This window comes from Pseudomonas sp. CCC4.1 (genome assembly GCF_035019225.1).
GTDB lineage: Bacteria > Pseudomonadota > Gammaproteobacteria > Pseudomonadales > Pseudomonadaceae > Aquipseudomonas > Aquipseudomonas bubulae.
In genome coordinates, this window is the sequence record NZ_JASJWL010000028.1 from 1 (window position 1) to 21,993 (window position 21,993).

The window sequence follows — 21,993 nt, forward strand, 5'->3', positions numbered from 1 at the left end:
AGATGTGTATAAGAGACAGGATTCGCATCGATAAATCGACGAACGGCACTTTGTTGCCGATATTCCTGCGTATGCTCCGAAGGCTCTGAATCAAGCCTTTGAGCCCAAATAGGGAGCCGATCATGCTGACACGGACGGTGTTGCTGGCCAGCACGCTGCTGACCAGCACCATTGCAGACGCACAGGTGTTTTCCCGCGAGCTGGGCGACTTCGACCTGAAGCTGGCCACCCAGCCCAGCCGCAGCATGGCCCAGGGCCTGGTCAAGCCCACCAGCCCCGGCTCGACCTTTCATGGCGGCCTGGATCTGACCCACGACAGCGGCTGGTATGTCGGGCAATGGGCGCCAACCATGGGCATCAAGCCTGGCAGCAACCTGGAAGTGGATTCGTATCTGGGTTACAAGCGCCCCTTTGACCAGACCCTGAGCTATGAGCTGGGGGTGATCCATTACAGCTACCCCAAAGTCGACTCACTGGACAGCCAGCAGATCTTTGCAGGCCTCACCGTGCTGGGCACGCGCTTTGGCGCCGCCTTCAGCAATGATCCGGGGCGCCGCGACAGTACATTGTTTGCCGATCTGGGGGTCAACCAGCCCTTTGGCATCGGCGTAAGCATGAAATACACCACCCACCAACTGGGCTCACCGGTGTCCATTGCCGACGGTGGCAGCGTACGCGCATTCAATGACTGGTCGATCAAACTCTCGCGCCCCTGGATGGGCATTGACCTCAACGTGATCTACAGCGATTCCAGCCTGGACGGCAGCGACTGCTCTGCCTACTCAGGGCAGAACACCCAGTGTGATGGCTTACTGACATTTAAGGCCGAGCGGACGTTCTACTGAAACGCCCGGGTTTTGTCGGAGCGGGCTAGCTCGCGATGCAGACGGCGCGGTTTCCCAGTCACCCCACGATGACACCATCGCAGGCAAGCCAGCTCCTGCAGACATTGCGGCGCTCACAAAATCTGCGGCGTTTCAGGCAACAAAAAACCCGGCGCAGGCCGGGTTTTTTGTGAGCCATGCCAGCGATTTACTCAGCCGCTGGTGCTTCTGGCTTGCGGCGCTTGAGCGGCGCCATGCCGTCCTTGCTGACCAACGAAAGAGCGTCGGTCTTCGGGCGGTTGGCGATCTTGCGCTTGGTCGGTGCCTTGGCGCCCGACTTCTTCTTGACGCCCTTGGCGTCGGTCTTTTTCTTCTTCACACCAACAGCCTTACCCGAAGCCTTGACGTTTTTCGGGCCGCCGTAGACGCCTTTGACTTCCTTGATGGTACGGCGCTCGAAGCTTTGCTTCAGGTAGCGCTCAATGCTGGACATCAGGTTCCAGTCACCGTGGCAGATCAGCGAGATCGCCAGGCCATCATTGCCCGCGCGGCCAGTACGACCAATACGGTGAACGTACTCGTCGCCGCTGCGAGGCATATCGAAGTTGATCACCAGATCCAGGCCTTCAACGTCCAGACCACGGGCCGCCACGTCGGTAGCCACCAGAATCTTGACGCCGCCCTGCTTCAGGCGATCGATGGCCAGCTTGCGGTCTTTCTGGTCTTTTTCACCGTGCAAGACGAACGCCTTGTACTCCTGAGCCACCAGGCGACCGTAGATGCGGTCAGCCATGGCACGGGTGTTGGTGAAAACGATGGCTTTTTGATAAGTCTCGTTAGCCAGCAGCCAGTTAACAATTTGCTCTTTGTGCTGGTTGTGGTCTGCCGTGATGATCTGCTGACGCGTGGTGGCGTTCAACTGGCTGACCTGGTTGAGCTGCAAGTGCTCAGGGTTGTTCAGTACCTTGCCGATCATCTCACGCAGACCCGAACCACCGGTGGTGGCCGAGAACAGCATGGTTTGCTGACGGTTCGGGCACTCATCGACCAGACGTTGCACGTCTTCGGAGAAACCCATGTCGAGCATGCGGTCGGCTTCGTCGAGTACCAGAACTTCAACTTCTTTCAAGTCGAGGTTGCCGGCATTCAGTTGCTCGAGCAAACGGCCAGGGGTGCCGATCAGGATATCCGGCACCTTGCGCAGCATGGCCGCCTGAACCTTGAAGTCCTCACCGCCGGTGATCAGACCGGACTTGATGAACGTGAACTGCGAAAAACGCTCAACTTCTTTTAGCGTTTGCTGTGCCAGCTCGCGGGTCGGCAGCAAAATCAACGCTTTGATACTGACGCGGATTTTGGCAGGACCAATCAGACGATTCAGAATCGGCAGTACGAAAGCGGCAGTTTTGCCACTCCCGGTTTGAGCTGTAACCCGCAGGTCACGCCCTTCGAGCGCGAGCGGGATGGCCGCTGCTTGCACAGGCGTAGGCTCGACAAATTTAAGCTCGGCCACAGCTTTAAGCAGGCGTTCGTGCAGGGCGAAATCGGAAAACACGGGTGCTACCTCGAAGAAATACAAAAAATCAGCGGCATAGAGTAACGGTTTCGAGCGCCAAGGCCGAGTTACTTTGCACGAACGGCGTGAAACAAATGGTTTTTTAGGGTCTTTAGTCCAATCAGGGCCCACAAATCGCCCTGAAGTGCTCTAATCCCATGGCCATTTATTACCGGATATCGTTTTAGCTTATGGATACTCAAGCACTCTGGAGCCAAATCCAGGACCTGTGGGCCAATCTGGATCAACATCCCTGGGTTTCGGCCATACTGGGCCTGATCGTTCTCGTGGGCGTCGCCCTGCTGGCCGGTCATATCGCACGCATTATTATCCTGCGCGTGACCAAAATGCTCGGCCGCCAACCGGCCCTGCACTGGATCAATGATTTACGCGAACACAAGGTGTTCCATCGCCTGGCGCAACTGACTCCCTCGCTGATAGTGCAGTTCGGGCGCAATCTGGTGCCGGACATGAGCGACAACGGTCGCCACTTCCTTGGCAACCTGGCGCTGGCCATCACCATCTTCGTACTGACGCGGGTTATCAGTTCACTGCTGGACGCCTTGCTCGACATCTATTCGCGCACCAACTACGCCAAGACCCGCCCGATTAAGGGCTACATTCAGCTGACCAAAATGTTGCTGTATGTGTTCTCGGCCATCATCATTGTCGCGACCCTGATCGACCGCTCGCCAATGCTGCTGCTTTCCGGGCTGGGGGCAATGTCTGCGGTTATCCTGCTGGTCTACAAGGACACCCTGCTGTCGTTCGTGGCCAGCGTACAGTTGACCAGCAACGACTTGCTGCGGGTTGGTGACTGGATCGAAATGCCTCAGGTCGGGGCCGATGGTGATGTGATCGATATCACCCTGCATACCGTCAAGGTGCAGAATTTCGACAAGACCATTGTCTCGATACCCACCTGGCGCCTGATGTCCGAGTCGTTCAAGAACTGGCGCGGCATGCAGCAGTCCGGCGGCCGGCGGATCAAGCGCAGCCTGTTTATTGACGCAAGCGATGTTGCGTTCCTGACCGATGAGCAGGAGCAACGTCTGGAGGGAGTGCGCTTGCTGAGCGACTACCTGCATCGCAAGAAAGCCGAACTCAAAAGCTGGAATGAAGCCCAGGGCAACGTGGCAGCCATGTCAGCCAACCGTCGACGCATGACCAATATCGGTACTTTCCGCGCCTATGCCCTTGCCTATCTGAAAAGCCATGCCGATATCCAGCCGAACATGACCTGCATGGTGCGCCAACTGCAAACCACGCCTCAAGGCGTACCCCTGGAGGTGTACTGCTTTACCCGAACAACGGTATGGGACGAATACGAACGCATTCAGGGCGATATCTTCGATTATCTGCTGTCAGTACTGCCCGAGTTCGGTTTAAGCGTGTACCAGCAACCAAGCGGCAATGACCTGCGCAAGGGGCTGTTGACCAGAATACCGATCGAAGAGTGATGTATAGCCGCTGAGGCAAAAGTGATAGCTGAAAGCCCCTCACCCCAACCCTCTCCCGAAAGGAGAGGGTGCTGATCAGTGAAGTTTTTGAGGCCGCATGCGGTCAGTGCCCTCTCCCTTCGGGAGAGGGCTAGGGTGAGGGGGCTTTTGATTGGGCTTGACTTGCCACAGAGTATCTACCTGCTCAAGCCTGCTTGAACTGCGGGTCACCGGTCAGTTTGAAGAGTAACTCGATGCCCTGCGGCCAGGTGCCAAAGCCACCTTCGCCATTGATATGCCCGGCATTCTCCAACCATACCAGTTCACTCCCCCAGGCCTGGCTGAAGGCCTCGGCCCGCTCGCGGGTGACATAGGGGTCGTTGGTACTGGCTACGGTGATGGCATCAAAAGGCAGGGTATTGAGCGGCATGGGGCTAAAGCCTGAGGTCCCGGCCGGGTAGCTGTCGGCCTCGGTATCACTGGGTGCCACCAGCAACGCCCCGCGCACCCGCCTTGCCTCCTTGGGGTGCTGCTGGGCCCAGCGGGCTATCAGCGTACACGCCAGGCTGTGACCCACCAGCACTACGGGGCGCTCGCTCTTGGTGATTTTTTTATGCAGGTTCTGCACCCAGTCAACACAGGCGGGGGTTTCCCAATTGTCCTGTTTGACCCGATGCAAACCGCTGTAGCGCTGCTCCCAGTGAGATTGCCAATGCTCTGTTCCTGAATTGAACAGGCCCGGCAAGATCAACACCCTGACTGTCATTCCGACTCTCCCTTAAGGCGATAGATGGACTGAGATTGACCTTAGACCGTCACAGCCCTGCGGTCTAGCCGGCTTATCCAGACGGCAATCAATATCACCAGCCCGCCCAGGAACAACCGCCCCAGAGGCTCGTGTTGATTCCAGATCAACAGGCTGAAAAACAGACCCACCGGCACATGCACGTTGTTCATGACCGCCAGGGTCGCGCCACTGACCATGCACGCGCCCTTGTTCCACCAATACAGGCCAAGTGCAGTGGAGACCAGCCCCAGAAACACCAGCACTCCCCACTGCAAGGGGGCTTCAGGCCAGAAATCGGCTTTGCCGAACAACACAAAAGCAGGCAGTACCACAGCCAGCGCACCCAGATAGAAGTAACCGAAGCGCCGGTAATGCGGCAAATCGCTCGGGTAGCGTGCGACCAGATGCCGGTACATCACCTGACCGGCGGCATAAGTGAAGTTGCCCAGTTGCAGGAGCAGGAAGCCCTTGAAAAATTCGGGGCTGATGGTGTCAAAACGAATGACCGCAGCCCCCATAACGGCGACCAGTGCCGCAACAAGCGCCCACGGGTTGAAACGGCGGTTGATTGCATCCTCGATTAGGGTCACGTGCAGGGGGGTCAGGATGGTGAATAACAACACCTCCGGAACCGTAAGCACTCGAAAACTCAAGTACAGACAGACGTAGGTGACACCGAACTGCAGCGCCCCGATCAACAGCATGCCGCGCATGAAACCGGGTTCGACCTGACGCCAGCGTGTGAGCGGAATAAATACCAGCCCCGCCAGTACCACACGCACCAGTACCGCAAAGTAACTGTCGACGTGCCCCGCCAGATACTCGCCAATCAGGCTGAATGAAAACGCCTGAATCAGGGTAACAATTAACAGATAGCCCATGAATCTCTCGCTCAAAAACCGTAGTTGCCTGTTCGTTTACGCCGTGGCGAATTCGAAAGAATGGGCGACCTTAGCGGGTTTGCCGGGGAAGTAAAATGCTGGCTTGCCAATCTCATCCGCTCCAGGGCAATTGAGACCTCAGGGCGCACAGCACTAGAAACCGGTCAGCCGCTTCCATTCCTGCAGGGCGTCCGGGCCCAGCGGCCTGAACAACGCCGGATCGTGAAAGAGTGCCTGCTGGATCTCAACCAGGTTCATGGTTGCGCTTTGACTCATAAACGGCACCAGTTGCCCGTGCCACAGGGCTCCGTCCGCGGTGAAATAGCCGCTTTTGTAGGGCCGTCCGGGATAAATCTGCGAGTAGATTTTTTCCGCGAAATAATCCACCACACTTTCATCATAATTGACCCCCTCCCCGGAAATGACCTGCAAACCGGCTCTGCGATGAGAGGCCGCATGGACATACTCATGCACTACCGTGGAGCGCACCTTGTCGGAGTCCACCAGACCGTTTACCACATAATCCGGATGATCCGTGGCGATATGGATCTTGCCTTGCGGGGAGGTCCAGGCGACAGGGCTGGCTTTCGTAGAGGCCGCGTCGTAGGGGATATCCATCCTGACCGCCAAATCACTGGCCGTTGTCGAAATGACTTCAACGCCCTCCAGTTCGACATTGAACCGGGTGCGGATTTCCTGCTCAATTCGCTTGAAGTCGATGCCGCTCTCAACCTGCCAGGGGGTACTCGTCGGCAGCTTGTTCAGGTTGCGGTAAAGCTGCGGCCCGTCCGGCTCCGGGGTGAACAGGATCTCGGGGGCGGTCTCCCATTTCGATCTTGGCTTGGGTTGCAGAGTAATCTGCGGGGCCAGGTCCCAGACACCTGAGGTCTGGCCCTGAGCTGGCCTATACGCAACAAAGGGGCCAGCCTGTTCACCATCCGTATGCAACTGCCAGAATCTGTTTCTGACCCGCACCACCTCATAAGCCTCGGGCGGATCTCCAACCGCGATATAGGATCTATTGTCGAAGGTATGGACACCTGTTGTCGTATCGGGCTGCCGCCCTTTCAATGAAACGTCGCTGCGCCGGAATGTGGTCATGTCCACCAATGAGGCCAGCCCGTTATCGTCCTGCAGTCTCCAGGTATGCAAACTGGCGGTCTCTGGCACCTCATCTCCCCCGCCCTTGATCCCTCTTCTTTTCCATTGCCCCGCAGCTCCCGCTTCAGGCTTGCCAATTACCCCGCTGCTGAGCAGTTGCGAGGAATTGTCAGGACTTCTGACTCGCAGCAAGTAATAACCATCGGGAAGATCAGGGCTGGCAGAAACAAAGAATTTTTGCTGGCCGAAATGTACTGACCGGGCGCCTGAGGCCAAGCGCGGCCCATAGGGAAGACTGGATACAGGATCAATCAGGCGGTAATCACTGGTCGTGACGCTGCCCGTGTTGCGAACCTGCACGTTTTTAACATCACTGACCGTACGCAGCTCATCGCCCTAAGCCACAAGCTTCCAGGCCCCGGGATCCGCGACCGTTACCAGCCCCTGTTTAATGTCGTAACGCGCCACGCTTGAAAGGCTGGTCACTTGCCTGAAGTGCCCGAGACCTTTCTCAGCCAGACAAGCACCACCCTCAAGCAGTTTGGCACCGCTCCACTTGAGCAAACGGGGCAAGCCATCCAGGGGGTTCAGCTCCTGAGCCAGAGACACCAGCAGGGTTCTGGCGAGCTTGCCCATCCGGGGCAACACGGCCTTGAAACCGATCTTTCCAGCCAGGTTGATCACCCGCACTGCCCCCCCGGCAAATCTTACGACGGGGACCAAAAACAGCAGGTCCAGGAGCATCCCGAATGCCCCCGAAGCTCTGCGTTTCTGATCATCCGAAAGCAGATCCTCGATGCCCCCCCAGAAAGGCGTAATCGCCTTTAGCAATGACAGGGCAGGATGTGCCTGGTCAAAAGCCGTCACTCCCCGGGCAGCCGCACGAGCTTGCCCCTTGTCGATATAGAGCGGAATCAGCCTGGCAATCTGTTTGCTGCGCAAGGAGTTGAACGTATCGGGCAGATGGCTGCTCGTCTCGTCTCCCGCTGGCACGCTACCAAGCTCCTCAATAATCAGCCTGGATCGGGAGGTCTCATGGGGCATGGGTTTGTGCCCGGTCCGATAGGCATTTTCGTCAATATTCAAAACCGTGCCATGCCGAAAAGTGTGGAGCCAGGTGTGAATACCGATTTTCTTTGGAGCGATTACGCCTCCTACCAGCAATGGCTTGAGCCTTGGACTCTCTTGTATGTGCAGCGCCCTTGGGAAAATCTCGTAGAGATCACAGGTTTCTTTTTTGCACACTTCGAGAATAAACCCCTGACGCAACATCAGTGAATCCGTGATTTCGGGGCTGTCCTCACTGACACTGCCGGTACTTTCAGCTCTGACACGCAATACCCTGACATGGCTGTATTCAATGTCCTGACGCTGCCGCGGGGGCAGGCTGTCCAGTAAAAACCTGACAACCGCCTGTTGTGCTGCCACCAGCGCCGCTTCATAGGCATTGTACTGCCGGTTGAATTCCAGCTCGATATTCACCGGCAACTTCTTGAGCCGTGAGAAGCGCTCGGCACTTGCACGAACCTCCTCGGCACTCGGTATGGTGGCTGATGTGTAGGGCGGAAAATCCAGCTCCAGATGCTTGCCGGCAGCGTAAAGCTCAAACAGCGGCATTCTGCCCCTGGCAGCCGTGAACTCGCTGAAATAGGGATTCAGGCCGCGCCGTGCCAGCTCTTTTTTTGCAATTTCAAACCTGTTGGGGGCAGGTTTGAACAGGTCATTGGTTGCTTTGAAAATCGCGTGTTCATACGCATCCAGCGCTTGTACTGCGCGCTGCATCTCCACGCTGGAATAAGCAGCCAGGGGCATTTTAGGTACAACGCCATGCAGGGCCGCCCAGGCCATCAGTGGAGGCAGGCGCAAGGCAAGAATGGCTGAAGACTTCTCGCGGAGCAGAACCTGTTCCTGCTCGTTTGCTTTGGCGGAAAAAACGAGCCCCTGCCCCTGCTTGCCAGGCAACAGGATGACTTCCTGAAATGTCATGCGCAGTGTCGAGCCTGGCTCGATGGCATGCGCCAGTTCGGCACCATGGCGCAAGTTGACCCAACTGGGCGAACCGTAAGTCAGTTCGCCAGGAATATCGCGGACACTGAAATCCGGTGGCATGGCCGTTCGCAACAACCGCGCCAGCAACGCGGCAAACGCCGAGGATGCAGCTTGTCGCGAAGTAAGCAAAAAGGTCTCAAAATCGCTGCGGATCCACGCATAGGTCCTGCCCCATAGACGATCCGAGTGCAAATCGTAACCGGCCACTTCACCAGCCTGCGAGTATCGAAGCACAAGAGTCTTCCAGACCAGTTGGGTACATAGCGTCACCGGGCTGGTCTCACCATCGCGTGCGCCATGCCACCCCAGGACCTTGAGCAATTCGCGACCGAGACACTGACCGCATTCTGAAGTCAGCAGCTGTTGCAGCGCGACTGCAGGCCTGGTGTGAGCGAACCGGGCAGGGTCAAAATCAGGCAGGTAATGTGCCAGCAATTCCAGCGGCGGCAGAGCGTTAACACCTTGTGAAGGCTGCCGGGACGATATAAAACCCTTGACGGCATTCAGCAGCTTTCGCTCCTGATCCGCAGTGAGAAGGCAGTCAATCAGGGGCGTGCCCCGCTCCATACCCATACACCGAACTGCATACTGCTCTTCAAGATCGTTCAGTGCCTGCAGCCTGGCAGGAGCCGTAGTTGGGCCAGCCGGAATGACACGGTAGTACTCGAGCATTTCCGGCAGAGTTACAGACTCACCGTAATCAAAAAGATAGGTTTGCCCGTCACCCTGCAGGTAGGTCTCCAGATGCCCGCGCAGTCTGACCGGCAGTGTTTCTGCAAGCGGCAGGCGCTGGTACAGCACCTGTATAGCCTCGCCACGCAAGTCATCCTTGAACAACTGAAACTGGCGAATTACCTCACTGATGGCGCACTGCAGCTCTGAATGCATGGCTGGACGCAGCCTGCGCGAAGACGGTACAGCAGACTGCTTGAGCATTTCGGACATAGCCTGCAAGTCCGCCAAGGTAGCGTCTGCCTGCTGTTTGAACGTGTTTATCGGTTCATCTGGCACCGCCTCGGGTGCTACAGGCAATTGGTACTCGACAGCGATGTACCTCAATGGGCGAACAAGAGCCTGTATGCTTTCACGAAACTCCTGCGCTGCCATTTCGATGCAATTGTCACCTGCACAGATAAAGAAAAGATCTGCTTGGGCAAAAACGTTGAATGCCTCGAGATTGGCAACCATTTCACGCAGTACATCGCCGAGCGGACTGGTACTGACAAGCTGCAAATGCTCTGGATTTATCCTCCCGACTGACAGATCTGTGACTTTGCTGTCATCGCGGTAACCCTTGAGATTCAGACTGTCCATATCGAATGGTGAAACCAGCGGCTGGATCAGGGGGAATACCTGCACCAACCCGTCATTCAGGGCGGTGTTCCTGAACGCTTGCGCGGTGTGCTTTCCCTGTCGGGCTGACTCGCACACCTGCAGCACATGCCCGACACGAAACCTGGCCCTGAGATCAATTGCCTGCTCCAGATAAAGGGGCTCCACCGAGCCAGAACGGATCAGGTGCGTACAACTGTCCTGCTGCCAGCTCAGCAATGTTGTCAGGCAGTGGGCAAAGGCATCGCCGCCGGGTACACCCGGATAGTCCACAAGCGCACGTGGACGATGGGCAAAAACAGCGTCCCGGTGGCCCAACGCAACCCCGGCTCGCAACCAGGGATGGTTTTGTGGTTGATCCAGCCAGAGCGTCATGCAGTCACTGAACTCACTGCCCGAGGAAAACTCGATCAGTCCCTGACCTGCAATCAACAGGATGACACCCGCAGGACTGTAGATGGGCAGATCCCGCGGACTGCTGGTAAGAACCAGACATCCGGCAACCCGGGCCTCGATTCCAGGCACCCGCAGAAACAGCTCATACACGCCGGGGCTGTGCAGATCCATCGCATCGCGCACGCCGCCGGTTATCCCCTTGATCATGGCCGCCCCTTCAGCCGTCAAGGTGCCGTCGCGCAAACGCAGATTGGCTTCAGCAGCCCTTTGCCTGGCCATTCTTTGTGCCAGCCAGGCCTTGAGAGGCTCGTTCATCGGCAGGTCACGGGCATAGCGATTATCGGCGTCCTGCAGAAGTTTAAGCAGAACCCCAGGCTTCTCCAGACCGGAGTGACTGCGATAAAAATGGCCCGCACTGGCCGCAGGGTATGTCCAGGCAGTCATTTGGCCGTCCGTGCTCATGCCGTCCGGATGCGCAGCCAACTCGCCGCTCTCCCTGTAGGCCGCGAACAGCTGGACAATGCTGCGGCTCTCCCATTCATGGCCGGATACCCCCAGGACGCCGAAGACAAGTCGCTGCGGATCGACACCTGCCAGCTCATGGGGCGAGGCAACAGCCATGGCCGACTTGAGCCCGTCCAGCGGTGTACCGCTATAAAAAGCCGCTACCTGTTGCTGGTAGTTCAAGCAGGCCCGGACACCTGCATCCTGCAACATGGCCACGAGCTCACTGCCGGTATTGTCACCGCCAACAATGCGCGCCCCCAGATCCCCATAGACTCCCGCCTTGTCGAAGATACCGACCAACCCCTGAAAAACCGGCAGCTCACGGCTCGCCAGATATCGACTCAGTTCCTCACCCAGAGTCCGGGAAGTGGCGGGACTGGCAACCTGCTCGGTCTGATCCTGATTCCACACAAGCCGATAATCAGTGACATGCATTGCATCCAGGTCAAATGCTTGTGACACAAACGCAAAGCGCCGGTGCAACGTTGTGCGAAACGAATCTCTGGCGGCCGCAAGAAAAGTGGGCTGTCGGGATAGGTGGCCGGCAATGGCCAGCGCTTCTCTTTGGAGTTGCGCCTCTGGGCGGGACGAAAGCATGGACATGGCACACAGCCCTTAATCAGTGATGTTTTGCCATCCGATAAGGATCCCGGGCAAAACAATTAAAGGGCAAAGCTAACAGAGCATGGACCTGTAAAAAGATAGATACATAGCGCACTTGAAAGGCGTGAACATGCTTGTACGCAACAAATGCTCCAGACAAAAAAAGCCCGATCCAGCGCAAAGGCTGATCGGGCACGGGCACTCAATAAAGTGCAAAGGGAGGTTCGATGCGCGAACCGCATGCTTGAAGGAGCAATGAAACAATTAAGCCATCGGGCGATTATCTGTCGATTAACAGACTACGCGATGGCAGACAACCTGGCCTTGGCCTGATTCAAACCTTTCTCCTGGAAGTCACCGCCCAGGTTCATCCCTTCGGCATGGATAAAGGTCACATCGTGAATGCCGACAAAGGCCATGACCTGACGCAGATATGGTTCCTGATGGTCCGAGGTGCTACCCGCATATAGCCCGCCGCGAGCCGTCAACACGTATGCTTTCTTGCCGGTCAAAAGCCCCTGTGGACCGGTTTCGGTGTACTTGAAGGTCACCCCGGCGCGCAATACGTGGTCCAGCCAGGCCTTGAGCGTGCTCGGTATCGCAAAGTTGTACATGGGCGCCGCCAGCACCAGTACATCAGCGGCCAGCAACTCGTCGGTCAACTCATCGGAGCGCTTGAGGGAGGCGTGCTCGTCTGCACTGCGTTGTGCTTCGGGCTTCATCCAGCCACCCAACAGGTTGGCATCAAGGTGCGGTACCGGGTGCAGGGCAAGGTCGCGAACGGTGACCTGATCGGTCGGATGGGCTGCTTGCCACTGGCTGATGAACTGCTGGGTCAACTGACGGGAAAACGAGCCTTGCTGGCGGGCGCTACTTTCAATGATCAGAACATTGGACATGGCGGACAAGCTCCATCTGTAAATGCTGTAAGAATGGAGCCAAGATTAGGGGTCATTGATTCGATAAAAAAGCGCAATTACCTGCTACAACCTATCTATAAATCTGTTTGTTTAACGGTATCCTGTAACCACTTCAAAATCAGAGGAATTCATTGTGAAAGCGCCCCGCGTGACCCTTGATCAATGGCGCACCTTGCAGGCTGTGGTCGACCACGGAGGCTTCGCACAAGCCGCTGAAGTTCTCCACCGCTCACAGTCGTCTGTCAGCTATACCGTGGCCCGCATGCAGGACCAGCTCGGCGTGCCGCTGCTGCGCATCGACGGACGCAAGGCGGTGCTGACAGAAGCCGGTGGCGTGTTGCTGCGTCGCTCCCGGCAACTGGTCAAGCAGGCCAGCCAGCTCGAAGACCTTGCCCATCATATGGAGCAAGGCTGGGAAGCCGAGGTGCGCCTGGTCGTCGACGCAGCCTACCCCAATGCCCGGTTGGTGCGCGCCCTGACCGCCTTTATGCCGCAAAGCCGGGGCTGTCGCGTACGTCTGCGTGAAGAGGTTCTTTCCGGCGTCGAGGAAGTGCTGCTCGAAGGCGTGGCTGACCTGGCCATCAGCAGCTTCAATATTCCCGGCTACCTGGGTACCGAGTTGAGCACCGTGGAGTTTGTCGCCGTGGCCCATCCCGACCACCCGTTGCATCGCCTGCAACGCGAGTTGCATTTCCAGGACCTCGAAAGCCAGTTACAAGTGGTGATTCGTGACTCCGGGCGCCAGCAACCACGCGACGTGGGCTGGCTGGGCTCCGAGCAGCGCTGGACCGTCGGCAGCCTGGCCACGGCGGCTGCCTTTGTGGGCAGCGGGCTGGGGTTTGCCTGGTTGCCACGGCACATGATCGAGCGCGAGCTCAAGGAAGGTCTCCTCAAGCCGTTGCCGCTCAACCAGGGCGGCAATCGTCACCCGGTGTTTTTCCTGTACGCCAACAAGGACAAACCCCTGGGCCCGGCAACTCAAATCCTTGTCGAATTGTTGCGAACTTTCGACACGGCACCGCTCGAGGCACCTTTCGCCGCACCGCAGCAAGCGTGATGAGCAGTGGGCAGGAACCTGATTCGAGAATATCCTGTCCAACACCCGCCGCCCGTGAACATCTGCCATTGCAAGATGTGGCACGGGCACTGGTTCAATGCCCCCCAACTTCACTGACGGTGCGGCATAGAACGGTCACCCAACTTTTCAGGATCACTGAACCATGCTTAAAAAAATTGCTCTTGCCGCTGGCGCCCTGCTGTTCGCTGCCAACCTTATGGCGGCTGAAACTGCCAAAGCGCCTCACGTGGTACTGGATACCAGCTTTGGCAAGATCGAAATCGAACTGGACCCGGTCAAGGCTCCGATCAGCACTGACAACTTCCTCAAGTATGTCGACAGCGGCTTTTACAACAACACCATTTTTCACCGCGTGATCCCGGGTTTCATGGTGCAAGGTGGTGGTTTTACGTCGCAGATGGTGCAAAAACAGACCCGCGACCCGATCAAGAACGAAGCCAGCAACGGCTTGCATAACGTTCGCGGGACCCTGTCGATGGCACGCACGTCGAATCCGAACTCGGCCACCAGTCAATTCTTCATCAACGTGGCAGACAATGCGTTTCTGGACCCGGGCCGTGATGCCGGTTACGCCGTTTTTGCCAAGGTGGTAAATGGCATGGACGTTGTTGACCAGATCGTCAACTCGCAAACCACCACCAAACAAGGCATGCAAAATGTGCCCATCGATCCGGTACTGATCAAGTCGGCCAAGCGTATCGACTGACAGGCGCTATCACGCAGGAAGCGCTGACTGGAAACAATACACGGTCGCTGCTGCCGCAGACGGCTATGCTGCCTTCGCCTGCAGCGACCGTGTTTTGCTCTGCCGGTCACACCACTATAAGGAGAGCCCGCGCTGCGGGCGTCAGTGCCAATGCTCTATCGTCGCTTCGAACAACTGATCGATATTTTTCGCGAAGCCCCCACTCCGGCTCCGCCCAGCACTGTCTGGGCATTTTATCTCTACTACCTGCGCCAGGTCTGGCCCGTGTTTGCCGCCTTGCTGGTGGTCGGGCTGATCGCGGCACTGATCGAAGTATCGCTTTTCAGCTACTTGAGCACGCTGATCGACCTGACCCAGGGCACGCCCAATACTGACTTTTTCAAGGTCCACAGCGGTGAGCTGATCTGGATGGCCGTGGTCGCACTGATCATCCGCCCGGTGTTCTTCGGCCTGCATGACCTGCTGGTGCACCAGACCCTGAGCCCCAGCATGACCAGCATGATCCGCTGGCAAAACCACAGTTATGTACTCAAGCAAAGCCTCAACTTTTTCCAGAACGATTTTGCCGGGCGCATCGCCCAGCGCATCATGCAAACCGGCAACTCCCTGCGTGATTCGGCGGTACAGGCCGTCGATGCGCTGTGGCACGTCCTGATCTATGCCATCAGCTCGCTGGTGCTGTTTGCCGAAGCCGACTGGCGCCTGATGATCCCCCTGCTGACCTGGATCCTGTGCTATGTCGGGGCCTTGTATTACTTCGTACCACGGGTCAAGGAACGCTCGGTGGTATCTTCTGATGCACGCTCCAAACTGATGGGCCGCATCGTCGACGGCTATACCAACATCACCACCCTCAAATTGTTCGCCCACACAAACTTTGAGCAGCAGTACGCGCGCGAAGCCATTATCGAGCAAACCGAAAAAACCCGACTGGCCAGTCGCGTGGTCACCAGCATGGACGTGGCAATCACCAGCCTGAATGGCCTGCTGATCGTCAGCACCAGCGGCCTGGCGCTGTGGCTGTGGAGCCAGTCGCTGATCAGCGTCGGCGCAATTGCCCTGGCCACCGGCCTGGTGATTCGTATCGTCAACATGTCCGGCTGGATCATGTGGGTGGTCAACGGCATTTTTGAAAATATCGGCATGGTTCAGGACGGCCTGGAGACCATCGCCCAACCTGTCGCCGTGACTGACCGCGACCAGGCTCCACGCTTGATCGTCAACCGTGGCGAAGTGCGTTTTGAACACGTTGACTTCCACTACGGCAAGCGCAGCGGGATCATCAGCGACCTCAACCTGGTAATTAAACCCGGTGAAAAAATCGGCCTGATCGGCCCTTCCGGTGCCGGCAAGTCAACCCTGGTGAACCTGTTGTTGCGCTTGTATGACCTACAAGGCGGTCGCATCCTGATCGACGATCAAAACATCGCCGAAGTGACGCAGGAAAGCTTGCGCGAACAGATCGGAATGATTACCCAGGACACCTCGCTGCTGCATCGTTCGATCCGCGACAATTTGCTGTACGGCAAGCCGGACGCCACCGACGAGGAGCTGTGGGAAGCCGTGCGCAAAGCCCGGGCCGATGAGTTTATCCCGCTGCTATCCGATGCCCAGGGCCGCACCGGTTTTGACGCTCATGTGGGCGAGCGCGGCGTCAAGCTGTCCGGCGGCCAGCGCCAGCGTATCGCCATTGCCCGCGTGCTGCTCAAGAACGCTCCGATCCTGATCATGGACGAGGCCACCTCGGCACTGGACTCCGAAGTCGAAGCCGCGATCCAGGAAAGCCTGGAAACCCTGATGCAAGGCAAAACCGTGATTGCCATCGCCCACCGCCTCTCCACCATTGCACGGATGGACCGTCTGGTGGTCCTGGAAAACGGCCGTATCGCTGAATCCGGAACCCACAGCGAGCTGCTCGCCAAAGGTGGCTTGTACTCGCGTTTGTGGCAACACCAGACCGGTGGTTTTGTCGGCATCGACTGAACCAAAAAAGCGCTAACTGCAAAGCGCGTGGAGCACAACGCCAGCCCCCGATTTCAAAGGGGGCTGGCGTTTTTTATGGCACTGGAAAAAAAATCGGCGAGTGCTGTAATTAGTAAAGGATTCGGGAGAATCCTGTAGTAAATCGCAGGAGGCAACGCCGCTTCAATTGCTCGATGGATTTATCCATCCGGGATCTCCTCCATGACCTTGTTCAAACGTTCCGTCACTGAGTTGCTGGGTACTTTCTGGTTGGTATTGGGCGGTTGCGGCAGTGCTGTGCTCGCAGCCGCGTTTCCTGATGTCGGCATCGGCCTGCTGGGGGTGGCTCTGGCATTTGGCTTGACCGTGGTGACCATGGCCTTTGCCATCGGCCATATAAGTGGTTGCCATCTCAACCCGGCCGTGTCTTTCGGCTTGTGGGTTGGTGGACGCTTTCCTGCAAAAGAACTGCCTGCCTACATCATTGCCCAGATCCTCGGCGGTGTGATTGCTGCCGGGCTCCTGTACATGATTGCCAGTGGCAAACCCGGCTTTGATCTGGCTGCCAGCGGGCTCGCAGCCAATGGCTATGGCGACCACTCACCCGGTGGCTACTCCATGGTGTCGGGGCTCATCTGTGAAATCACCATGACCGCCATGTTTATCCTGATCATCATGGGCGCCACTGACAAACGGGTATCCGCGGGGCACGCCCCTCTGGCCATCGGCCTGGCGCTGACGCTGATCCACCTGATTTCGATCCCGGTGACCAACACGTCGGTCAACCCGGCGCGCAGCACAGGCCCGGCGCTGATCGTAGGCGGCTGGGCGCTTCAGCAGTTATGGATGTTCTGGTTGGCGCCAATGCTGGGTGCGGCCATTGGCGCACTGGTCTATCGCTGGCTGGGCAAGGAAGGCAGCTAAACGGCCGGACGCGAGGGTCAGGCCTGCCGATATGGCAGCGCCGACCTCGCCTCTTCAGCATACGCCAGCACACCGACCCGCTCACGCTGCAAAAAGTCACTTACGGCCGCCTTCAAGCCCTGATGGCGCAGGTAATGCCATGAGTGTGTGATCACCGGTTCAAAGCCGCGAATCAGCTTGTGCTCGCCCTGAGCACCGGCATCAAAACGCCTGATACCGTGGGCGATAGCGTAATCCATGCCCTGGTAGAAACACGTCTCGAAATGCAGGCGGTCAAACTCGCCAAGACATCCCCAGTAGCGACCATAGAGACTGTCGCCGCCGATCAGGCTGAACGCCATCGCAACCGGGGTCGAACCCTGTTTGGCCAGCACCACGCGAATCGATTCGGGCATGCGCTCGGCCAGCAGGCTGAAGAAATCCCGGGTCAGATACGGCGTTTGCCGTCGCACAGCATAGGTGTTGGCGTAGCAGGCGTAGACAAAATCCCATTGCGCTTCACTCACCTGCTGGCCTTCCAGCCACTCAAACTCAAACCCCTGCCCTGCCACTTGCTCACGCTCTTTGCGCATCTGTTTGCGCTTGCGTGAGCTCAGGGCATCGAGAAAATCCTGAAAGTCCCGGTACCCGCGGTTCTGCCAGTGAAACTGACAACCCAGCCGTTGCATCCAGCCGGGTTGTTGCGCCAGCGCCGTATCGGCCAGCAGGTCGGTGAAATTGATATGGGCGCTGGACAACCCTTCGATCTGCAGATAACCGGGCAAGGCCGCCAGCAGCTCAAGCCCGTCCTCGGCACGGGCGGCCAACAACCGGGGGCCGCTGACCGGACTGAACGGTACTGCCGCAAGCAGCTTGGGGTAGTACTCGATACCTGCCCGCTCACAGGCTTGCGCCCACTCGTGATCGAACACGTACTCACCGTAGGAATGCCATTTTCGATAACTGGGCAACGCCGCCTGCAACTGCCCATTTTCATAATGCAGTAAATGCTCGGGCTGCCAGCCTGAATGCGGGCCCAGGCTGGCACTGTCTTCCAGGGTACTGAGAAAGGCATGGCGCAAAAAAGGCTGGGCCACCGGCACCAGCGCATCCCATTCATGGGAGGGGATGGTGGACAGGCTATCGAGTCGTTGAAGCGGCATTAATAGTCCTCAAGGCGCGGCTTAGACGCGATGGTATCACCCAACCACTGAATCGCTTCACTGTCACAGACTTGCTATCAGTCTGCCACTTTTCTGTCATATCCACCCGCGATACTGACGCCGCTTCTTAGAACACGGGGTTATGAGCGACCTGTTTGCCAACACGCTCATGACACGCCAAGCCTCGTTAACGTGAGCCCGTAAAGGGCCGATTTTTCTTGGGGTGGCTAGGGCCATCTCAGCACTGGGAGATTCATAATGCGTCTTGTATCTACACGGGTTGCTGCGGGACTGTGTGGTGGCCTGGTATTGGCCATGAGCGTTCCGGCCAGCGCTGCGGTCGATGCCAAACTGCTCGAAATGCTAAAAGCCAACGGCTCTATTTCGCCTGCACAGTACTCCGAGCTGCAAACTGAACTCGCCAGTGAGAATCAAGCCAAGCAAGAAGCTGCCGCCGACCAGGTGAAAAAATCCGATCTCAGTGCCTTCGAACAGAAAGTCGCCTGGGCCGCCAAAACCGAACTCAAGGGGGATGTACGGGTTCGTCAGGAAACCGTCAAGATCGACGGCGAATCCGATGGCAAGAACAAGGACCGCCAACGCATTCGTGCTCGCCTGGGCGCCTATACCGAAATCAACCCGCAGGTGAATACCGGTATCCGTATTGCCACTGGCGGCGGTGATGATGCACGTTCCACCAACCAGGATCTGGACAACTACTTCGACAAGAAGCAACTGTGGCTGGACATGGCGTTTATCGACTACCACCCGACCGCCGTCAAGGACCTGCACCTGATTGCCGGCAAGATGCCACAGCCGTGGGTCAATATGGGCGATGTAATCTGGGATAGCGATATCAACCCGGAAGGTCTGGCCGCCACTTACAAACACAACCTGGGCAACAGCGGCGTCGAAATGTTTGGTAGCGCCGGTTACTACACCCTCAAGGACAACGTTGACGGCGAAGGCGTGCAATTCAAGCACGACCTGAGCCTGTACGCCGGCCAGCTGGGTGCTCGCTTCGCCCCTACCGACAGCCTGAAAGTGACCTTGGGCGGCAGCGTTTACAGCTACAACAACGACAAGGACAGCAAGTGCCCGACCACCGGGACCAAGACCACCCCATGTGCACTCGGCGTCAACGGTAACAGCACTGACGAGTTCCGCCTGTACGAAGGCTTCGGTCAGGTCGATATCGCCAACCTGCCCGTGCCGCTGTCGCTGTACGGCCAATACGTGCATAACGCTGCCACCGACAGCGATCAGGATGATGCCTGGTTGGTGGGCTTCAAATCCAAGCTCAACGCCTTCAGCCTGGACTACAACTACCGCGATATTCAGCGTAACGCCGTGGTCGGCGCTTTCACCGATTCTGACTTCGCCAACGGTACTACCGGTTCCCGCGGTCACAAGTTCAAAGTGGGTTATGAAATCGACAAGAACTTCGGTGTCGGCGTGACCTACTTCCTGACCAAGGCCGACTACGCGACCTCCACCCAGAAAGATGCCAAGGCCAACACCTTGCAGCTGGACCTGGAAGCCAAGTTCTAAAAGAAAGGTTTACTCAATAGACAAAACGCTGAAGTCATTCAGCGTTTTGTGCCGTAAAAGCAGAGCGAGGATGCCGTCGGCCCCCATCACATCCACCGACAGTGTTCTCGTTCATGCCCCGCCATCAGCGCGACTGCTCGCGCATCATTCGCTCAACCGTCTGCTCCAGATCCTCCGGTGGCGGTTCGGGAAGTTTTTGCAACGTGCCCCTCAACAAACGCATTTGCCTGATAAAACGCCTGCAGTTCGGACAGAACAGCAAATGATGGCGTACCAACAACCGCTGACGAAAACTCAGCTGACCATCCAGATAGTCACTTGAGACCGCTACTTGCTGTTTGCAGGTCAACATTCGCCAGTTTCCTCGAAATGTTCCACGGTCGCGAAGACTTTGAGTCGGGCGCGATGTATCAACACCCGGACATTAGAGAGCGATATCTCAAGAATATTACAAATTTCTTCGAGCTCGAGCCCCTGGCGCTCGCGCAACACCAGCACACTGCTCTGCAACTGCGGCAGACTGAGGAGCGTTTGCTCAAGACATTCGCGCAACTCATCTTCGCTGAGCAATGCGTCAGGGCTGTCCTGATGCCAGGAATAAGGGGTAAGCAACCAGTGGCCATCGCTGGAAAACCGCTCATCGTCGACAGTACCGTGGGGCGAAGGCAAATCGTCGAGCAGCACTTCACGACGATTTTGCTTGTAGCGTTGTTTCGCCGCATTGGCCGTGATGGTCAGCAGCCAGGTTTTCAGGCTCGAACGGCCTTCGAACCCGGACAGGTTGCGCACCACTGACAGCCAGGCGTCCTGAACGATTTCGTCAGCATGGCGATTGCCGACGATCGCATGGGCCACAGCGCGCATGGCACCTTGATAGGTAGTGACCAGCTCGCGGAAGGCCTGTTGCTCGCCGTTAAGCAGACGTTTGAGCAGGTCAGCGTCGTCAACAGTTGCCATGCAGGTCTCCGCAACCGGAAAGTGATTTTTCTGTGTGGGAGCGGGCTTGCTCGCGATAGCATCACCGCAGTTTGCCTGTCAGACCGCGCTGCCTGTATCGCGAGCAAGCCCGCTCCCACCACAAACCAGCTGTGACCTTAGCGTTTACGCAGAATCACGCTGCCAATCGAGTAGCCGGCACCGAACGAGCTGAGCACCGCCAGCGAACCGCTTGGCAAGTCGTCCTGGTACTTGTGGAAGGCAATCACCGAACCGGCCGAACTGGTGTTGGCATAGGTGTCGAGAATCACCGGAGCTTCTTCGACCGAAGCTTCGCGGCCCAACAGCTTGCGCACGATCAGGTGGTTCATGCTCAGGTTGGCCTGATGCAACCAGAAACGTTTGACTTGCGCCACGTCCAGCTGGTTTTCCTGCAGATGCTGGCCGATCAGTTCAGCCACCATCGGGCAGACATCGCGGAAGACCTTGCGCCCTTCTTGTACGAACAGTTTGTCCGGGCTGTCAGCTGGCTCGTCGGATGCACGGTTGAGGAAGCCGAAATTGTTGCGAATATTGTTCGAATACGTAGTCAGCAGTTTAGTGCTGACGATGTCGAACTGGTGTTCGGACGTTGCCAGGTCGGCACGCTCGACCACTATCGCGGTCGCGGCATCGCCAAAGATAAAGTGGCTGTCACGGTCACGGAAGTTCAAGTGGCCGGTGCATACTTCAGGGCTGATAAGCAGTACCGCGCGAGCCTGGCCCAACTGGACGCTGTTGCTGGCGGTCTGGATACCGAACGTTGCGGAAGAACAGGCCACGTTCATGTCAAAACCAAAACCCTGAATGCCCAGTGCATGTTGCACTTCGATGGCAATGGCCGGGTACGGGCGTTGCAGGTTGGAGCAGGCCACGATCACGCCGTCGATGTCAGCGGCGGTTTTACCCGCGCGTTCCAGCGCTTGTTTGGCAGCGCCAACGGCCATTTCGCAGAGTACCGACATTTCGTCGTTGGAGCGCTCCGGCAAATGCGGGCGCATGCGCTGCGGGTCAAGGATGCCGTCCTTGTCCATCACAAAGCGGCTTTTTATGCCCGAAGCCTTTTCGATAAAGGCGGCGCTGGACTCGGCCAGAGGCTGGATTTCACCGGCCTCGATAGCCACGGCGTGGTCCGCGTTGAACTGTTGTACATAGGTATTGAAAGACTGCACCAGCTCTTCGTTGGAGATGCTGTTGGCCGGGGTGTACAGGCCGGTGCCGCTGATGACGACGTTATGCACGATCGTTCCTCTATTCTGTT

At 57.5% G+C, this 21,993-nt stretch carries 18 protein-coding genes; 8 read left to right on the forward strand and 10 right to left on the reverse strand.

All coding sequences use genetic code 11. The features are described from left to right. Nucleotides 1-122: 122 nt before the first annotated feature. The gene (locus tag QN377_RS12975; protein ID WP_095002664.1) at nt 123-845 is read left to right on the forward strand and encodes a TorF family putative porin; all 723 of its coding nucleotides are present in this window, start codon (nt 123-125) and stop codon (nt 843-845) included. Between the two features lie 187 nt (nt 846-1,032). Here the strand turns inward: QN377_RS12975 and QN377_RS12980 are convergent, their stop codons facing one another. Further along, nucleotides 1,033-2,379, reverse strand: coding sequence for a DEAD/DEAH box helicase (locus tag QN377_RS12980; protein ID WP_095002665.1), 1,347 nt, complete (start codon nt 2,377-2,379; stop codon nt 1,033-1,035). A gap of 191 nt (nt 2,380-2,570) precedes the next feature. On the opposite strand from QN377_RS12980, the gene QN377_RS12985 reads away from it, so the two are divergent. After that, the gene (locus QN377_RS12985) at nt 2,571-3,839 is read left to right on the forward strand and encodes a mechanosensitive ion channel family protein (RefSeq protein ID WP_095002666.1); all 1,269 of its coding nucleotides are present in this window, start codon (nt 2,571-2,573) and stop codon (nt 3,837-3,839) included. A 184-nt stretch (nt 3,840-4,023) separates the two neighbouring features. Here QN377_RS12985 and QN377_RS12990 read toward each other — a convergent pair whose 3' ends face one another. The 4 genes from QN377_RS12990 to QN377_RS13005 all read right to left on the reverse strand — a co-directional run bounded on the left by QN377_RS12990 (nt 4,024) and on the right by QN377_RS13005 (nt 10,571). After that, entirely contained in the window at nt 4,024-4,584 is a 561-nt protein-coding gene (locus QN377_RS12990) for an RBBP9/YdeN family alpha/beta hydrolase (protein WP_095018934.1), read from the reverse strand. 41 nt (nt 4,585-4,625) lie between these two features. After that, complete coding sequence (locus tag QN377_RS12995; protein WP_095002668.1) at nt 4,626-5,486, reverse strand: carboxylate/amino acid/amine transporter; 861 nt, start codon at nt 5,484-5,486, stop codon at nt 4,626-4,628. A 153-nt stretch (nt 5,487-5,639) separates the two neighbouring features. Continuing rightward, on the reverse strand, nt 5,640-6,947 hold the full coding sequence (locus tag QN377_RS13000) for a hypothetical protein (protein ID WP_322212625.1): 1,308 nt from the start codon (nt 6,945-6,947) through the stop codon (nt 5,640-5,642). Between the two features lie 36 nt (nt 6,948-6,983). Beyond that, nucleotides 6,984-10,571 carry a hypothetical protein gene (locus QN377_RS13005; protein WP_322212624.1) on the reverse strand — a complete coding sequence of 1,196 codons (3,588 nt, stop codon included), beginning with the start codon at nt 10,569-10,571 and terminating at the stop codon, nt 6,984-6,986. Between the two features lie 264 nt (nt 10,572-10,835). Between QN377_RS13005 and QN377_RS13010 the strand changes: the two genes are divergently transcribed. Beyond that, nucleotides 10,836-11,330 carry a hypothetical protein gene (locus QN377_RS13010; RefSeq protein ID WP_322212623.1) on the forward strand — a complete coding sequence of 165 codons (495 nt, stop codon included), beginning with the start codon at nt 10,836-10,838 and terminating at the stop codon, nt 11,328-11,330. Nucleotides 11,331-11,773: 443 nt separating this feature from the next. Here the strand turns inward: QN377_RS13010 and QN377_RS13015 are convergent, their stop codons facing one another. After that, entirely contained in the window at nt 11,774-12,373 is a 600-nt protein-coding gene (locus QN377_RS13015) for an FMN-dependent NADH-azoreductase (RefSeq protein WP_095002670.1), read from the reverse strand. Nucleotides 12,374-12,527: 154 nt separating this feature from the next. Here QN377_RS13015 and QN377_RS13020 point away from each other — a divergent pair, with 154 nt between their 5' ends. The 4 genes from QN377_RS13020 (at nt 12,528) to aqpZ (ending at nt 17,064) form a co-directional block, all read left to right on the forward strand. After that, nucleotides 12,528-13,451 carry a LysR family transcriptional regulator gene (locus tag QN377_RS13020; protein WP_095002671.1) on the forward strand — a complete coding sequence of 308 codons (924 nt, stop codon included), beginning with the start codon at nt 12,528-12,530 and terminating at the stop codon, nt 13,449-13,451. Nucleotides 13,452-13,614: 163 nt separating this feature from the next. Next, nucleotides 13,615-14,178: a peptidylprolyl isomerase gene (locus QN377_RS13025; protein ID WP_095002672.1), complete on the forward strand. Its 564-nt coding sequence runs from the start codon at nt 13,615-13,617 to the stop codon at nt 14,176-14,178. A gap of 150 nt (nt 14,179-14,328) precedes the next feature. Further along, a complete protein-coding gene (locus QN377_RS13030) occupies nt 14,329-16,161 on the forward strand; it encodes an ABC transporter ATP-binding protein (RefSeq protein WP_095002673.1) in 1,833 nt (610 codons plus the stop codon). A 201-nt stretch (nt 16,162-16,362) separates the two neighbouring features. Next, the gene (aqpZ, locus tag QN377_RS13035; protein ID WP_095002674.1) at nt 16,363-17,064 is read left to right on the forward strand and encodes an aquaporin Z; all 702 of its coding nucleotides are present in this window, start codon (nt 16,363-16,365) and stop codon (nt 17,062-17,064) included. 17 nt (nt 17,065-17,081) lie between these two features. Here aqpZ and QN377_RS13040 read toward each other — a convergent pair whose 3' ends face one another. Next, the gene (locus QN377_RS13040; protein WP_095018936.1) at nt 17,082-18,206 is read right to left on the reverse strand and encodes a GNAT family N-acetyltransferase; all 1,125 of its coding nucleotides are present in this window, start codon (nt 18,204-18,206) and stop codon (nt 17,082-17,084) included. Between the two features lie 258 nt (nt 18,207-18,464). Between QN377_RS13040 and QN377_RS13045 the strand changes: the two genes are divergently transcribed. Then, the gene (locus QN377_RS13045) at nt 18,465-19,757 is read left to right on the forward strand and encodes a putative porin (RefSeq protein ID WP_165446539.1); all 1,293 of its coding nucleotides are present in this window, start codon (nt 18,465-18,467) and stop codon (nt 19,755-19,757) included. Nucleotides 19,758-19,881: 124 nt separating this feature from the next. On the opposite strand, the gene QN377_RS13050 is transcribed toward QN377_RS13045, so the two are convergent. From QN377_RS13050 to QN377_RS13060, 3 genes are all read right to left on the reverse strand, one after another. After that, a complete protein-coding gene (locus QN377_RS13050; RefSeq protein WP_095002677.1) occupies nt 19,882-20,109 on the reverse strand; it encodes an anti-sigma factor family protein in 228 nt (75 codons plus the stop codon). Beyond that, nucleotides 20,103-20,714 carry an RNA polymerase sigma factor gene (locus QN377_RS13055; RefSeq protein WP_322212618.1) on the reverse strand — a complete coding sequence of 204 codons (612 nt, stop codon included), beginning with the start codon at nt 20,712-20,714 and terminating at the stop codon, nt 20,103-20,105. The genes QN377_RS13050 and QN377_RS13055 overlap by 7 nt, the downstream gene beginning before the upstream one ends. A 137-nt stretch (nt 20,715-20,851) precedes the next feature. Further along, nucleotides 20,852-21,973: a beta-ketoacyl-ACP synthase III gene (locus tag QN377_RS13060; protein WP_095002679.1), complete on the reverse strand. Its 1,122-nt coding sequence runs from the start codon at nt 21,971-21,973 to the stop codon at nt 20,852-20,854. Nucleotides 21,974-21,993 lie beyond the last annotated feature (20 nt).

Coding starts and splice junctions, on each gene's coding strand:
- QN377_RS12975 (WP_095002664.1), top strand. CDS start 123: ATGCTGACACGGACGGTGTTGCTGGCCAGCACGCTGCTGACCAGCACC.
- QN377_RS12985 (WP_095002666.1), top strand. CDS start 2,571: ATGGATACTCAAGCACTCTGGAGCCAAATCCAGGACCTGTGGGCCAAT.
- QN377_RS12990 (WP_095018934.1), bottom strand. CDS start 4,584: ATGACAGTCAGGGTGTTGATCTTGCCGGGCCTGTTCAATTCAGGAACA.
- QN377_RS12995 (WP_095002668.1), bottom strand. CDS start 5,486: ATGGGCTATCTGTTAATTGTTACCCTGATTCAGGCGTTTTCATTCAGC.
- QN377_RS13005 (WP_322212624.1), bottom strand. CDS start 10,571: ATGATCAAGGGGATAACCGGCGGCGTGCGCGATGCGATGGATCTGCAC.
- QN377_RS13010 (WP_322212623.1), top strand. CDS start 10,836: ATGCGCAGCCAACTCGCCGCTCTCCCTGTAGGCCGCGAACAGCTGGAC.
- QN377_RS13015 (WP_095002670.1), bottom strand. CDS start 12,373: ATGTCCAATGTTCTGATCATTGAAAGTAGCGCCCGCCAGCAAGGCTCG.
- QN377_RS13025 (WP_095002672.1), top strand. CDS start 13,615: ATGCTTAAAAAAATTGCTCTTGCCGCTGGCGCCCTGCTGTTCGCTGCC.
- QN377_RS13030 (WP_095002673.1), top strand. CDS start 14,329: ATGCTCTATCGTCGCTTCGAACAACTGATCGATATTTTTCGCGAAGCC.
- aqpZ (WP_095002674.1), top strand. CDS start 16,363: ATGACCTTGTTCAAACGTTCCGTCACTGAGTTGCTGGGTACTTTCTGG.
- QN377_RS13040 (WP_095018936.1), bottom strand. CDS start 18,206: ATGCCGCTTCAACGACTCGATAGCCTGTCCACCATCCCCTCCCATGAA.
- QN377_RS13045 (WP_165446539.1), top strand. CDS start 18,465: ATGCGTCTTGTATCTACACGGGTTGCTGCGGGACTGTGTGGTGGCCTG.
- QN377_RS13050 (WP_095002677.1), bottom strand. CDS start 20,109: ATGTTGACCTGCAAACAGCAAGTAGCGGTCTCAAGTGACTATCTGGAT.
- QN377_RS13055 (WP_322212618.1), bottom strand. CDS start 20,714: ATGGCAACTGTTGACGACGCTGACCTGCTCAAACGTCTGCTTAACGGC.